This is a genomic window from Brevundimonas mediterranea (assembly GCF_011064825.1).
In the GTDB taxonomy this organism is placed as follows: domain Bacteria; phylum Pseudomonadota; class Alphaproteobacteria; order Caulobacterales; family Caulobacteraceae; genus Brevundimonas; species Brevundimonas mediterranea_A.
This window is the reverse complement of record NZ_CP048751.1, coordinates 310010-322607: the sequence shown is the minus strand read 5'-3', so window position 1 is coordinate 322607 and position 12598 is coordinate 310010. Positions and strand designations below refer to the sequence as shown.

13 protein-coding genes are annotated in these 12598 nt (G+C 68.7%); 8 read left to right on the top strand and 5 right to left on the bottom strand.

Translation table 11 applies throughout. The features are described from left to right. Positions 1-14: 14 nt before the first annotated feature. On the top strand, positions 15-1820 hold the full coding sequence (locus tag GYM46_RS01605) for an autotransporter domain-containing esterase (RefSeq protein WP_008262968.1): 1806 nt from the start codon (positions 15-17) through the stop codon (positions 1818-1820). A gap of 22 nt (positions 1821-1842) precedes the next feature. Here GYM46_RS01605 and GYM46_RS01600 read toward each other — a convergent pair whose 3' ends face one another. Continuing rightward, the gene (locus GYM46_RS01600; protein ID WP_008261097.1) at positions 1843-2406 is read right to left on the bottom strand and encodes a GGDEF domain-containing protein; all 564 of its coding nucleotides are present in this window, start codon (positions 2404-2406) and stop codon (positions 1843-1845) included. 181 nt (positions 2407-2587) lie between these two features. Here GYM46_RS01600 and purE point away from each other — a divergent pair, with 181 nt between their 5' ends. The 3 genes from purE (at position 2588) to GYM46_RS01585 (ending at position 5275) form a co-directional block, all read left to right on the top strand. Further along, positions 2588-3079: a 5-(carboxyamino)imidazole ribonucleotide mutase gene (gene purE, locus GYM46_RS01595; protein ID WP_008263824.1), complete on the top strand. Its 492-nt coding sequence runs from the start codon at positions 2588-2590 to the stop codon at positions 3077-3079. Then, complete coding sequence (locus tag GYM46_RS01590; RefSeq protein ID WP_040349394.1) at positions 3080-4174, top strand: 5-(carboxyamino)imidazole ribonucleotide synthase; 1095 nt, start codon at positions 3080-3082, stop codon at positions 4172-4174. It abuts the gene before it with no gap. Between the two features lie 90 nt (positions 4175-4264). Beyond that, positions 4265-5275 carry an NAD(P)/FAD-dependent oxidoreductase gene (locus tag GYM46_RS01585; protein ID WP_232216219.1) on the top strand — a complete coding sequence of 337 codons (1011 nt, stop codon included), beginning with the start codon at positions 4265-4267 and terminating at the stop codon, positions 5273-5275. Here the strand turns inward: GYM46_RS01585 and GYM46_RS01580 are convergent. Further along, a complete protein-coding gene (locus GYM46_RS01580) occupies positions 5272-6006 on the bottom strand; it encodes a TonB family protein (RefSeq protein WP_040349396.1) in 735 nt (244 codons plus the stop codon). The genes GYM46_RS01585 and GYM46_RS01580 overlap by 4 nt on opposite strands. A 178-nt stretch (positions 6007-6184) precedes the next feature. Here GYM46_RS01580 and GYM46_RS01575 point away from each other — a divergent pair, with 178 nt between their 5' ends. Both GYM46_RS01575 and GYM46_RS01570 read left to right on the top strand, forming a co-directional pair. Continuing rightward, positions 6185-6982, top strand: a complete 798-nt coding sequence (locus GYM46_RS01575; RefSeq protein WP_008258820.1) for a transglycosylase SLT domain-containing protein — start codon at positions 6185-6187, stop codon at positions 6980-6982. A gap of 88 nt (positions 6983-7070) precedes the next feature. Continuing rightward, positions 7071-8213, top strand: coding sequence for a DUF2336 domain-containing protein (locus GYM46_RS01570; protein ID WP_008261489.1), 1143 nt, complete (start codon positions 7071-7073; stop codon positions 8211-8213). Between the two features lie 68 nt (positions 8214-8281). Here the strand turns inward: GYM46_RS01570 and GYM46_RS01565 are convergent, their stop codons facing one another. The 3 genes from GYM46_RS01565 to GYM46_RS01555 form a co-directional block, all read right to left on the bottom strand. Beyond that, positions 8282-8758 (bottom strand): hypothetical protein, encoded by a 477-nt coding sequence (locus GYM46_RS01565; RefSeq protein WP_008264077.1) that lies wholly within the window; start codon positions 8756-8758, stop codon positions 8282-8284. A gap of 68 nt (positions 8759-8826) precedes the next feature. After that, on the bottom strand, positions 8827-9606 hold the full coding sequence (locus GYM46_RS01560; protein ID WP_008260576.1) for an NAD kinase: 780 nt from the start codon (positions 9604-9606) through the stop codon (positions 8827-8829). 32 nt (positions 9607-9638) lie between these two features. Further along, positions 9639-10769, bottom strand: a complete 1131-nt coding sequence (locus GYM46_RS01555; RefSeq protein ID WP_244304270.1) for a DUF2336 domain-containing protein — start codon at positions 10767-10769, stop codon at positions 9639-9641. 187 nt (positions 10770-10956) lie between these two features. Between GYM46_RS01555 and GYM46_RS01550 the strand changes: the two genes are divergently transcribed. Together GYM46_RS01550 and GYM46_RS01545 are read left to right on the top strand one after the other, a co-directional pair. Further along, entirely contained in the window at positions 10957-11721 is a 765-nt protein-coding gene (locus GYM46_RS01550) for a class II aldolase/adducin family protein (protein ID WP_008264051.1), read from the top strand. 131 nt (positions 11722-11852) lie between these two features. Continuing rightward, the gene (locus GYM46_RS01545) at positions 11853-12509 is read left to right on the top strand and encodes a hypothetical protein (RefSeq protein WP_008261419.1); all 657 of its coding nucleotides are present in this window, start codon (positions 11853-11855) and stop codon (positions 12507-12509) included. Positions 12510-12598: the final 89 nt, after the last annotated feature.

Sequence of the window (12598 nt, the reverse complement as noted above, 5' to 3'; positions counted from 1 at the left end):
GTGGGAGGAAATAAATGTCACGCTATCTCACCGGCGGCGCCGTCGCCGCCCTGGTCGTCGCCGCCTGCGCCTTTGCGGGCTCGGCCTCGGCCCAGACCTACAACCGACTGGTCGTTTTCGGCGACAGCCTGAGCGACAACGGCAACCTGTATCTGGCTTCGGGCGGGACGCAGCCGCCCAGCCCGCCCTATTACCAGGGACGATTCTCCACCGGTCCGGTCTTCACCGAACTGCTGGGCTTCAACGCCGTCAATTTCACCGGCTCCGTCAGCGGCAGCATCAACTACGCCTTCGGCGGCGCCCGCACCGACGCCTCGGCCGGCCCTCCGCCGGGCATGTTGACCCAGCTGGCCGCCTACACCAGCCGGGGCGGGACCTTCGGGTCCAATGACCTGGTCAGCGTCCTGGGCGGCGCCAACGACATCTTCCAGGGCCTGCCCGCCGCCGGCGCCTCGGCAAGCCCGGTGGGAGCCATCACTCCGGTCGCGACGTCGGCCGCCGCCAACATCAACAGCCTGGTCAACAGCGTCGCCGGCGCGGGGGCTGGGACCATACTGGTCACCAATCTGCCCAAGCTCAGCCTGACGCCGCAGTTCCGTGGCACGACGGCCGCGCCCCTCGCTGACTATGCGGTGACGACCTTCAATTCGAGCCTGCTGACGGGGTTGAACACCACGGCCGCCGCACGCTCGGGCAGCAACATCATCCTGATGGACCTGTTCAAGATCGGCGACACACTGGCCGCCGATCCGGGTCAGTTCGGCATCACCAACGTGACCCAGGCCTGTTTCAACGGGGTGACGGTCTGTTCGAACCCGAGCAGCTATTTCTACTTCGACGGGGTCCATCCCACCGCAGCCGGGCACCAGATCATCGCCCGTCTGGCGACCGACTACCTCTACTATGGCGACATCGGGTCCCAGGCGGCCCTGCAGGGCGAGACCACATTCCGGCACCGCGAGGACGCCCTGGATGCAGCCAGCGAGGCCCTGTCGGGTCGTGAAGCCTGGGAGGCCGGCGTGGCGGTCACCGCCTCGGCCATGGTCGACAGCGTGGACACGGACGCGCGCCATTCGGTCACCGAGTCGTCCAGCGACGGCTGGGGCGGTCGGATCGCGCTTGAGGCGGGACCGTCGGCGAACTGGCGGTTCGGCATGGCCGGCACGGCGCGCAAGACCGATGTCGAAAGCCAGGCCCTGACCTTCAACGTCGAGAGCTTCGGCCTGGATCTGTATGGCGGCTGGCGCTCGGGCGACCTGTTCGTCAATGCGGCGGTCGGGGTGGCGCGCGACAATATCGACGACATCGAGCGCGTCACCAGCCTGGCGCCCATCGTCCACACGGCCGAGACCCGCGCCTTCAGCACGGGCGCTCGGCTGCAGGGCGGGATGTGGTTCGACATGGGTGGTGTGGCCCTGTCGCCCCGCGCCGCCGTGACTTGGGCCACCAGCGACGTCGACGGCTATTGGGAGCAGGGCGTCGCCGCCCAGTACGAATATGAGGATCGCGAGATGAAGGCGATCAGCGGCGAGGTGGCGCTGCGGGCCGAGGCGGAGATGGGCGGGTTCGGCCTGTTCGCCGAGGGCGGTTATCGCGACGCCCTGGACGACAGTTCCGACCCGGTGCGCGTCGGCCTCTACAACAACCCGGCGCAGGTGCTGGAGCGGGAGGTCGAGGATCCGTTCGGCGGCCAGTTCCTGGCCTCGGCCGGGGTCGAAGGGTCGCTGGGGCCCGTCAAGGTGACGATCGCCTATCGCGGCCGGTACGGCGAACACGCCGACAGCCATATGGGCGGCGTTCAGTTGCGGCTGCCGCTGTAAGAGGGAAGGCGGGGAAGGGGCCTCAGCGCCCCTTCTTGCGCACCCACATGGCGGCGTCGGCCTCGGTCAGCCAGATTTCGGGGTCGGTGTGGCCGTCCCAGGCGCGCACGCCGAACGAGCCACCCAGCGGCGTCTGCTGGCCGTTCCAGACGAAGCCCTCGGTCTTCAGCGCCTCGGCCAGCTGGCGCGCCTTGGCCTGGCCTTCATCGACGCCGGCGTTCAGCATCAGCAAGGCGAATTCGTCGCCGCCCAGGCGGCCTACGGCGTCCGATTCGCGCAGATGGCCCAGCAGCATCCGCGCCACCGCCACCAGGGCCGCGTCGCCCGCGGCATGGCCCAGCCGGTCGTTGACCCCCTTGAACCCGTCCATATCCAGATAAAGCAGCACCGCCGGCACGCCGTGGCGCTGGCAATAGGCCATGGTCCGCTGCAGGGCGGCGACGAAGCCGCGGCGGTTCAGGGCCGGGGTCAGGACGTCGTGGTCGGCCGCCGCCTCGGCCGCAGCAGCGCGCTGTTTCCAGGCGTCCAGCTCGGCGCGCAGGCGCGCGATCTCGGCGGTCAGGTCGTGTTCGGCCACGTCGGTCACGGCGCAGGCTGGCTCCGGCGGCGCGACTCAACCGGACGCGCGATAAGCGGATGTTAGAGGCTGAACGGCCGAGATTGAAGGCGGGGCCGTAGCGAAACCCGCCGTAAACACGGTCTGTATCGGTTGCGGGCGTCCGCCGCGTGCTGTAACGGGCGGCCTTTCCGCGAGGGGCCTTGAAGATATGGCGACTTCCGCAACGCCGGTGGCGATCATCATGGGCAGTCGGTCCGACTGGCCGACGATGAAGCTGGCCGCCGACAAACTGGATCAGTTGGGCGTCGCCTGGACGGCCAAGGTCGTCAGCGCGCACCGCACCCCCCAGCGGCTGGTCGAGTTTTCGACCGGCGCCAAGGCGGCCGGTTTCAAGGTCATCATCGCCGGGGCCGGGGGCGCCGCCCACCTGCCGGGCATGGCCGCCTCGATGACCGAACTGCCGGTGCTGGGCGTGCCGGTCCAGTCCAAGGCCCTGAAGGGCATGGATAGTCTGTTGTCCATCGTGCAGATGCCGGCCGGGGTTCCCGTCGCGACCCTGGCCATCGGCGAGGCGGGCGCCGCCAACGCCGGCATACTGGCCGCCCAGATCCTGGCCTTGTCGGACGAAGCCCTGGCGGCGCGTCTGGCCGCCTTCCGCGCCGCCCTGACGGATTCCGTCGCCGAAACCGTCGAGGACTGAGTGCCCACGCTTCCACTCCCCCCCGGTTCGACCCTCGGCATTCTCGGCGGCGGCCAACTGGGCCGGATGCTGAGCCAGGCGGCTGCACGCCTGGGCTTTGACGTCGTCATCCTGGACCCGGAGCCCGACAGCCCGGCCGGTCGGGTCTCCACCGCCCAGATCGTCGCCGCCTATGACGACCCCGAGGCCCTGACGGCCCTGGGCCGGGCCGCCGACGTCGTGACCTTCGAGTTCGAGAACGTGCCCGCCGCCTCCATCGAACGGCTGGCCGAGGCCGGCGCCCTGGTCGCGCCCGGACCGACCGCCCTGCGCGTGTCGCAGGACCGGGTGGAGGAAAAGACCTTCCTGAACGCCGTCGGCGCCCCGACGGTCGAGTTCGCCGTGGTCGATACGCTGGACGATCTGGTCCTCGGCCTGACGACCCTGGGTCTGCCCGCCCTGCTGAAGACTCGCCGCGAAGGCTATGACGGCAAGGGCCAGGTCTGGATCCGCACTCTGGAGGAGGCCCCCGCCGCGCTGGAAAGCCTGGGCGGCCGCCCGGCCATTCTGGAGGCCAGGGCGAGCTTCGTTCGCGAACTGTCGGTGATCGCCGCCCGCGACTGGGACGGCCATATGGCGGTCTATCCGCTGGGCGAGAACCGGCACGAGGGCGGGGTGCTGCGCACCACGCTGGCGCCGGCCACGGTGGACGATAAGACCCAGGTTCGCGCCCGCGCCATCGCCGAAGCCATCCTGGACGGGCTGGACTATGTCGGGGTCCTGGGGGTCGAGCTTTTCGATATTCCGGTTCCGGGCGGCGACGACGTCCTGCTGGTCAACGAGATCGCGCCGCGCGTCCACAACACCGGCCACTGGACCCAGGACGGCTGCGTCTGCGACCAGTTCGAACAACATATCCGCGCGGTGGCCGGATGGCCTCTGGGGCCGACGTCGGCTCACGCCCGCGTCGAGATGAAGAACCTGCTGGGCGATGAGGTCGAGCAGTGGCGCGCCCTGGCCGGCAAGTCGGACGAACGCCTGCACCTGTACGGCAAGGCCAAGGCCCGTCCCGGCCGCAAGATGGCCCATGTGAACCGCGTGCTGGGCGCAGTCTGAAACAATGCGGGCGAAGCGCCACAGCTAGGACGAAAGGTCCGGGCGGGGCGGCTTGCATTCCGGGCCGCGCGGGTCGATCTGGACATGGTGATGTCTTCCCCTGCCATAGTGATCATCGGCGCCGGCGTGCTGGGCCTGAGTACGGCCTTCGAGCTGACGCGACGCGGCCATAGGGTGACTGTGGTCGACCCCGGCGGACCCAACGCCTCGCGGGTGGCGGCGGGCATGGTGGCGCCGGCCATGGAGGCGGCGATCGACGATGTCTCGCCGGACCGGGCGGCGCTTCTGCGTGCGGGACGCGATCTGTGGCCCGCCTTCGCCCAGGCGTCCGGCGTGGCCTTCGCGCGGCGTCCGGCCGAATGGCGCGGCGGAGACGTGGACGGCATGGCGGCGCGGCTGAAGGCCCTGGGTTTCGAAGCCCGCCGCGACGGCGATCGGGTGATCACGGACGAGGACGGTCAGATCCAGCCGGAACAGGCGATGGCGGCCCTGTACGCCGCGCTCGGCGACGGGATCATCCAGGGCCGCGTGGTCCGGCTGACCGCCCAGTCCGACGGCTGGACCATCGAACTGGACGATCGGACGCTGACGGCCTCGGCGGTCGTGCTGGCGACAGGAGCCGGCGACGCGATTCCGGGTTCGCCGGAGGCGACGCGGACCTTGGTCGAGAACGTCCAGCCGATCCGGGGGCAGATCGGGGTGGCCAAGGCGGATCTGGCGTCCCATGTCGTGCGCGGGCCGGGCGCCTATGTGGCGCCGATGACCGGCGGGGCGGTGGTCGGGGCGACGATGGAGCCAGGCCGACGCGACACAGCGCCCGACCCGGCGGTGGGCGAACGGCTGCTTGAGGCGGCCTGGCGGGTGCTGGGGCGCTCGCCCGAACCGCTGGACATCGAATGGCGCGCCGGGGTGCGCGGGGCCTCGCCGGACGGGTTGCCGATGGCGGGCCCGGCGCCGGACGGCGCAGGTCTGTTTCTGGCCCTGGCGCCGCGTCGCAACGGCTGGCTGCTGGCGCCGATGGTCGGGGCCGTCGTGGCCGATGCGATCGAGGGGCGGGCGCCGTCACCCGCAGCCCGCGCCCTCGATCCTCGACGGTTCTAGTCCGCCATCGCGAAACGGACGGTGAAGTTGACCGTCGCCCCGTCCACCGCGCGGCCATCGACCGTGCGGGGGTTCATGCGGAAGTCCCGCGTCAGGCTCATGGCCGCCCGACCGAAACCCTGGCCGTTCGGGGTTTCGCCAGCGACGCGGCAGGCGGTCAGGCCGCCGTCGATGCGCACGACGCAAGAGAGGCTCGCGGAGCCCGACAGGCCATTCTCGGCCGCGCGCGTCGGATAGGCCCGCGCCATCTGCGCCGCCGACGGACGGCTGGCCCAGGTCGGGTTGTTGATGACCGAGACGGCGCGGATCGGCGTTTCCGTCGTCGCCGTGCCGCCTTGGACGCCGGTCGGGGCCGTGCTGACGACCAGACCCGGGGTCGCGTCGACGACAGGGACGTCCGGCGCGGCGAAGGGCGAGGGCTCCGTCGTCGGGAAGACCACCGGCGGCTTGTGGGTCGGATTTTGCGGCGCGGGCGGCGCCTTAGCCTCGACCTTCGGCAGGGGTTTCGGACGCGGCAGGTCCAGGGTGACGATGGTCGGCGGCGGCGCCGGCGGAGCGACGTCGGGCGCCTTCAACTGGAACCGCTGGTTATAGAGCACCACGCCGGCGCCGACATGGGCCAGGACCGACAGGCCGATGGCCGCCCACATCCAGCGCGGCAGTGGTTTCTTGCGTTCCCCGAAGTCGATGGGGCTGACGGCGCCGGGACCCCCGGCGGCACGGATCATCATGACTGCACTCCCTCGTTCACCGCCCCCGCAGCGCCCGTAACAGAAAGTGAGCGCTCAGGTTGTGGCGGCTTTGCGGCGAAGATACGCGGTTCGACAAACGTCGATCATGGCTCGGCTGTTAACGCTGTCGTTAACGATTAACGGTTGATTAACCACGTTCGACGACCCTCCGCTTGTCATGGGCATCAGAGCGATTCCATCTTCCGGCGGGGTAGAGGCGGCCATCCAGCGCGCCTCGACCGCCGTGGGAGTCGATTACGACTTCCTGGTCAAGACGGCGCGGCGCGAGAGCGCCATGAACCCGTCGGCCAAGGCGCCCACCTCATCGGCGGCAGGCCTGTTCCAGTTCATTGAACAGACCTGGCTGGGGACGGTCAAACAGCATGGCGCCCAGCACGGCTACGGCCAGTACGCCGATCTGATCCACCGGGGGACCGACGGACGCTGGCGCGTGGAGGGATCGGCGCGAAATGTGGTGCTGGACCTGAGATTTGATCCGCACGCCGCCTCGGTGATGGCGGCGGAGTTGACGGCGTCCAACGCCGCCTATCTGCGCGGGCGCACCGGCAAGGAGCCCGGCGCCGGCGATCTGTACGCCGCCCATTTCCTGGGGCCGGCGGGCGCGGCCAGTCTGATGAACGCCCTGGACCGCAACCCGGGCGCCAGCGCCGTCGCCCTGTTCCCCGATGCGGCCCGGGCCAACCGCAGCATCTTCTACAAGAACGGGCGGGCGGCCACGGTTTCCGAGGTCCATGCCAATCTGCAACGCTCGGCGGGCGACGGCGCGCCGGCGGCCGGGGCGGGGGATACGCGGTTCCCAATGCCGGAATTGAGCGATCGCGATCAGGTTCTGGCGGCGCGGATGGATCGGCTGAAGCAGGATCAGGGCATCCTGGCCCTGCTTCTGGGCCAGGACGGATCGAGCGGAAGCGGCTTCGGCGGCGCCTTTTCGCCGAACGGCGGGGAATCGACCTGACCGCCGTCCGGTCTCTCCATAGTAAACCGACCGTTAAGCATGGCAGTCTCATGATATCGGACACGCCCGATTCCCTGACGAGCCGTCCATGACCGCCCACCGCGCCCGACTGACCGAAATGGACATCCAGCGCCTGGTGAAGGCGGCCGATGACGATGAACGCGCGGAGGCGGCGCACAAGCTGTGCCGCAACATGGATCGCGCCGATCTGGATGACCGGGACCGGCAGGCGGCGCAGAAGATCGTGCGGCTGTTGGCCAATGACGCGGCCGAACTGGTGCGTCGGGCTATGGCCGTGACGCTGAAGGCATCGGACCTGATCCCCAATGACGTCGCCCGCCGGTTGGCGGCGGACGTGGACAGCATCGCCCTGCCGATCATCGGCGCTTCGCCGGCCTTCAGCGACGAAGACCTGATCGAGATCGTGCGCGGGGGCGCGGCCTTGCGTCAGGTCGCCGTCGCCGGTCGACCGCGCGTGTCGCGCGACGTGGCCCAGGCGCTGGCGGACGAAGGCTGTGAACAAGCGGTCAGAGCCCTGGCGGCCAATGACAACGCAGACCTGTCGGAACGCGCCCTGGGGGCGATCGTCGATCGTTTCCCGGACTCGGCCGAGGTGGTGACATCCGTCGCCTATCGCCAGGTGCTGCCGCTGCATATCACCGAGCGTCTGATCGAGCTGGCCAGCGAGACGGTGCGCGAACATCTGGTCTCGCGGCATGCGATGGCGCCCGAGACCGCCATTCGCCTGGCTCAGTATGCACGCGAGCGCGCCACGGTCGATCTGGTGGATCAGGCCGCGAGCAGCGCGGACCTGGGCGCCTTCATGGCGCAGTTGAATCTGCGCAAGGCCTTGAACGCCTCGCTGTTGCTGCGCGGCCTGGCGCGGGGACAGATGGCGATGTTCGAGCATGGTCTGGCCGAGTTGGCCAATACGCCGCATCACCGGGCCTGGCTGATGATCCATGATGCAGGACCTCTCGGGCTAAAGGCGATCTATGACCGGGCCGGCCTGCCGCCACGGCTGTTCCAGGCCTTCCGCGCGGGGGTCGACACCTGGCGCGCCCTGTCGGCCGAAGGGGTGGATACGGCGAGCGAGGTCTTCCGCCAGCGCATGTTGGAACGGTTCCTGACCCAGCGGCCGAACGTCCTCCGCGACGACCTGGCCTATCTGATGGAGCGGCTGGACCAGGCGCCCGTCCGCCCCGCAAGGATCGCCGCCACCGCCGCTTGAGTCCTGGGGCACAGCAAAGAAAAGGCCCGCCTGACGGCGGGCCTTTTCATTTTGGAGGGGGCTGAAGCTCAGCGCGCCTTGTGTTCGGCGACCTTGGCTTCCAGGGATTCGGCCAGGATGCGGCCGGTCGGGTTTTCGTCGGTCTTCACCTGGTCGCGAACCACGGCGCGGATGGCGTCGATATGGGCGTCGATAATGATCAGGGGCGCGTTCTGGCGGGCGCCGGCGTCGTCCAGCAGGCGGCAAAGCGAACCGGCGATACGGGTCACCAGCGGGTATTCATACGTCGTTCCCAGCCCCTTCAGGTCATGGGCGCGGAAGTACAGGGCCTCGGCGGTCTCTGCGTTCAAGCCCTGTTCACGGACGTCGGCCTGGGCCTTGTCCAGCTTGACGATCTCGTCGTTCAGCCACTGTCCGAACTGGGCGGACATGGCCTTCAGAGCTTCCTCCGCCCGTGCGATGGCGTCGGCGTTGATGCCGAAACCGCCGCCGACCTTCGTGCGAAGGGGGGGCGTGGGGCGAATGACGTGCGCCGGGTCGCTCATGGGAGACTCCATAGAAATTTCGGCGAAGCTTATCCGCGCGCCCTTAAGAAGGGGTATAGGGGCGGTCGTCAGTTGGCGAACTGCTCGGCCATCACCCGCTCGTCGAACGACCGGCCTGCGTCAAACAGCATGGTCAGGGCGACGTCGCGGCGTTCACGCACCTCGACCCGCGCCACGCGCCGAACTTCGAAATTGTCGGCCGTGGCGGAGACCGGCCGCTTGTCCGGCTCCAGCACGTCGAACCGCACCTTGGCGCCGTGGGACAGCAGGGCGCCGCGCCAGCGACGGGGACGGAAGGCGCTGATCGGGGTCAGGGCCAGAATACGGGCGTCCAGAGGAATGATCGGGCCGTGGGCCGACAGATTATAGGCGGTGGATCCGGCCGGGGTCGCCACCAGGCAGCCGTCGCACGACAGCTCTTCCAGCCGCACCCGGTCGTCGACCGTGATCTTCAGCTTGGCGCTCTGGCGGGTCTGGCGAAGCAGGGAGACCTCGTTGATGGCCAGACCCGTATGGACCTCGCCGCTCTCGGTCCAGGCGTCCATCTGCAGCGGATGGATCACAGTGCGTTCAGCGGCGACCACGCGGGCGATCAGATCGTCCTCGTCATAGTCGTTCATCAGAAACCCGACCGAACCGCGGTTCATGCCGTACACCGGGGTGCGACGACGCAGGTTGGCGTGCAGGGTCTCCAGCATCTGCCCGTCGCCGCCCAGGGCGACGATGACGTCGGCCTCTTCTTCCGGAACGGCGCCATAGCGCGCGATCAGACCCTGGCGCGCCGCCTGGGCCTCGGGGCGGTCGCTGGCGGTGAAGGCCAGGGCGGGGACGGGCGGAGTTTGGTTCACGCGCGAACGTGAGCCTCAGCTTGGCGCCGAAGTCAAACTGTCGCGAATCTTTCCATCATCTGGCGGAAGGCGCGGGCTGCGGAATGACTGTTCATCGGCGTGGCGGACCAGCCGCCGTCGCCGGGCAGGCCGTCGGTCAGCTTGCGCAGTTCGGCCAGGACGGAGGCGAAACCCGCCTTGTCCAGGCCCACGGCGGTGCACGCCAGATAAAGGGGTTCTGCTGTCGATGAGTGAATCGCGGCCCGGACCTGGGCGGGGCTGAACCCGCCCAGGTGGCCCAGAGCCCGTTCGAACAAACCGTATCGCTGCTCGCGCAGGGCGCGGATGAGGATGCCGGGACGCAGTTGGCCGGCCGCCTGCAGCTTGTCGACCAGGCGACGTTCCATTTCCTGGCGTTCGCGATCCTCGGCGTTGCGGCCGTTCGGCAGGGGGCGCCAGACCGGGATGCGTGACGCCTTTGCGGACGCTTCCCGCACGGCGGCGTTCAACAGCCGGTCGTCGATCTGGAAACGTTCGCCGATCGACTGGCGCAGGGCCTGGCCGACCCATTGGTACAGTTCCTGCGCCAGGGACTCGCTGAGCCTGGGATGGCGCGCCAGGGGCGCGCGCAGTCCGGCGATACGGCGGGAATGTTCGACCAGGCGGTGCATGGCGGCCTCGCCGATCTCGGCGCTGCGGTTGGAGGCCAGGGCGGTCATGGTGACGGGATCCGCGCGGTCCAGAATGGCGTCCACGACGCCGCCCGACAGATTGGGGCGGCGGGCCACGGCGATCTGGTGCTCCAGCGTGGTCTCGACCAGGACGCGGATCAGGGCGGCGTCCTTCAGCAGGGGGCTGGCGGCGATGACCGGGGCGGCGATGTCGATTTCGTCCAGCGCCAGCATGTCGATCAGCGCCGGCGGGGCCCAGTCGGCGTGAGCCAGGCGTTCGGACAGCTGCCTGCGGATCTCGTGCTCGGCCTGGGCGGCCAGGGTCAGGAAGATCTCGCCGAGCGCGGTCGGCAGGGGCGTGGCCGGCGCGGCGCTTTCACACAGGGCGATGACGCCCATCAACAGGCGGTGACGATCGTCTGGAGCCTTGCTGCGGGCTAGATCGACAAGGTCCTGCGGCGACAGATCTCTGGCCGTTCTGGACGAGGTCCTCAGTTGGACGACAGCGGACACGGCGACTCCCGGACGCAGCAAACTCTCGCGATCATCATGGGGCTGCGGCGTGAAGACGCGGTTAACGGAATCTGAAACGTGACGGTTAACCCCCTGCGGACTGGGCCTGCAGCCGCTTGACGGATCGACGACGGAGGGAGACGCTGAAGCAAAGCCCAGCAGAGGCCCTGCCATACAGGAGGAAACCATGGCCGACGGCGCCCATCCCGCATTGAAATCCCGCGTGTCCGAGGCCGAATGGCAGGTGCGTGTGAATCTGGCCGCCCTTTATCGCCTCGTGGCGCTGAACGGGTGGGACGACATGATCTTCACCCACATCTCGGCCCGCGTGCCCGGCCCCGAGCATCATTTCCTGATCAATCCCTACGGCTATTATTTCGACGAGATCACCGCCTCCTCGCTGGTGAAGGTCGATCTGGAGGGGAACGTCGTTCAGGAGACGACCGACTTCATCAATCCGGCCGGCTTCACCATCCATTCGGCGGTCCATGCGGCGCGCGAGGATGCGAAATTCGTCATCCACCTGCATACGGTCAACGGGGTTGGAGTGGCCGCCCAGCAGCATGGATTGCTGCCCATCAGTCAGAACGCGTGTTTACTGCAGCATCAGGTTGCGTATCATGGGTATGAGGGACTGGCCCTGAATCTTGACGAACGCGAACGTCTGGTGGCCGACCTGGGGGACAAGTCACTGATGCTGCTGAGAAATCACGGCACTTTGGCGGTCGGGGAAACGGCGGCGCAGGCATGGATCGGGATATTCTTCCTCGAGAGGGCCTGCGCACAGCAGGTGGCCGCCCTGTCGGGCGGCCGCGAACACGTGCTGATCGCGCCGGATCAAGCCCAGTCCGAAACCAGGGAACAGGGGCGGGGCATCAGCTTCGTTTCGTCCCTGGCCTGGCCGGGCGCCCTGCGTCAGCTGGATCGGAAGTCGCCCGGCTACGACGCCTGAAGTCCGGCGGGGCGTTCGGCGCCCTGGCGGCCGTCGTCGGCCTATGCGGAGGTCTTCTGGCCGAGGAGGCCTTCGCCGGGGCCTGGACCCAGCCCAGGGGCCGGGGACAGGCGATCGTCAAATACGAGGACATGCGCGCCGAAACGGGCTTCGATCCCTCAGGCGAAGAGCAGCCGCTGGGGGCCGACCGCACCGACACGACGCTGGGTCTGTTCGCCGAATACGGGCTGACAGATCGTCTGACCCTTCAACTGAAGGCCGATTGGCAGCAGGGGGAAGACGCCTTCGTCGACTATGAAGGGCGCGGGCCGGTCGAGATCGGGGCGACCTGGCAGGTCTGGCGCGACGATCACAATGCCGTCAGTCTCTATGGCGGATACGCTCAAGCAGGCGAGGGGCGCAACGCAGGCTACGCCTCGCCGGGCGTCGGCGAATACGACTGGGAGGCGCGGGCTTCAGCGGGTCGATCGTTCGGCGGGGCCGGAGCCCGGTGGGGCATGGATCAGTCCTTCGTCGAACTGCAGGTCGCCCGCCGGCTGCGCGACGGTCTGCCCGATGAAACCCGTGTGGACGCTACGCTGGGCGGGCGTATCGGGGGCCAGTGGCTGGTGATGGGCCAGGCTTTCGGCGGCGCGGCGGACGGCGGCGCACGTTGGTTGTCGCTCGAGGCGTCCGTGGTGCGCGACATGGGCGGCTGGAGCGTCCAGGCCGGTTGGCGCCAGACGGTCGCGGGTCGGGAGACGGCCATCGCCCATGGACCGGTTGTGGCGATCTGGCGCAGGTTTTGAATGTAATCCCGGCGACGGAATTCAGCGTAGGCGACGTTACCAATAGGTAATGTTGCGCATGGCGGAGAGAAGCCGCTAAGCGTGCGCGT

Excerpts from the sequence above, each read along its gene's own strand:
- GYM46_RS01605 (WP_008262968.1), top strand. The coding sequence starts at position 15 with ATGTCACGCTATCTCACCGGCGGCGCCGTCGCCGCCCTGGTCGTCGCC.
- purE (WP_008263824.1), top strand. The coding sequence starts at position 2,588 with ATGGCGACTTCCGCAACGCCGGTGGCGATCATCATGGGCAGTCGGTCC.
- GYM46_RS01585 (WP_232216219.1), top strand. The coding sequence starts at position 4,265 with ATGTCTTCCCCTGCCATAGTGATCATCGGCGCCGGCGTGCTGGGCCTG.
- GYM46_RS01580 (WP_040349396.1), bottom strand. The coding sequence starts at position 6,006 with ATGATGATCCGTGCCGCCGGGGGTCCCGGCGCCGTCAGCCCCATCGAC.
- GYM46_RS01575 (WP_008258820.1), top strand. The coding sequence starts at position 6,185 with ATGGGCATCAGAGCGATTCCATCTTCCGGCGGGGTAGAGGCGGCCATC.
- GYM46_RS01570 (WP_008261489.1), top strand. The coding sequence starts at position 7,071 with ATGACCGCCCACCGCGCCCGACTGACCGAAATGGACATCCAGCGCCTG.
- GYM46_RS01565 (WP_008264077.1), bottom strand. The coding sequence starts at position 8,758 with ATGAGCGACCCGGCGCACGTCATTCGCCCCACGCCCCCCCTTCGCACG.
- GYM46_RS01550 (WP_008264051.1), top strand. The coding sequence starts at position 10,957 with ATGGCCGACGGCGCCCATCCCGCATTGAAATCCCGCGTGTCCGAGGCC.
- GYM46_RS01545 (WP_008261419.1), top strand. The coding sequence starts at position 11,853 with ATGCGCGCCGAAACGGGCTTCGATCCCTCAGGCGAAGAGCAGCCGCTG.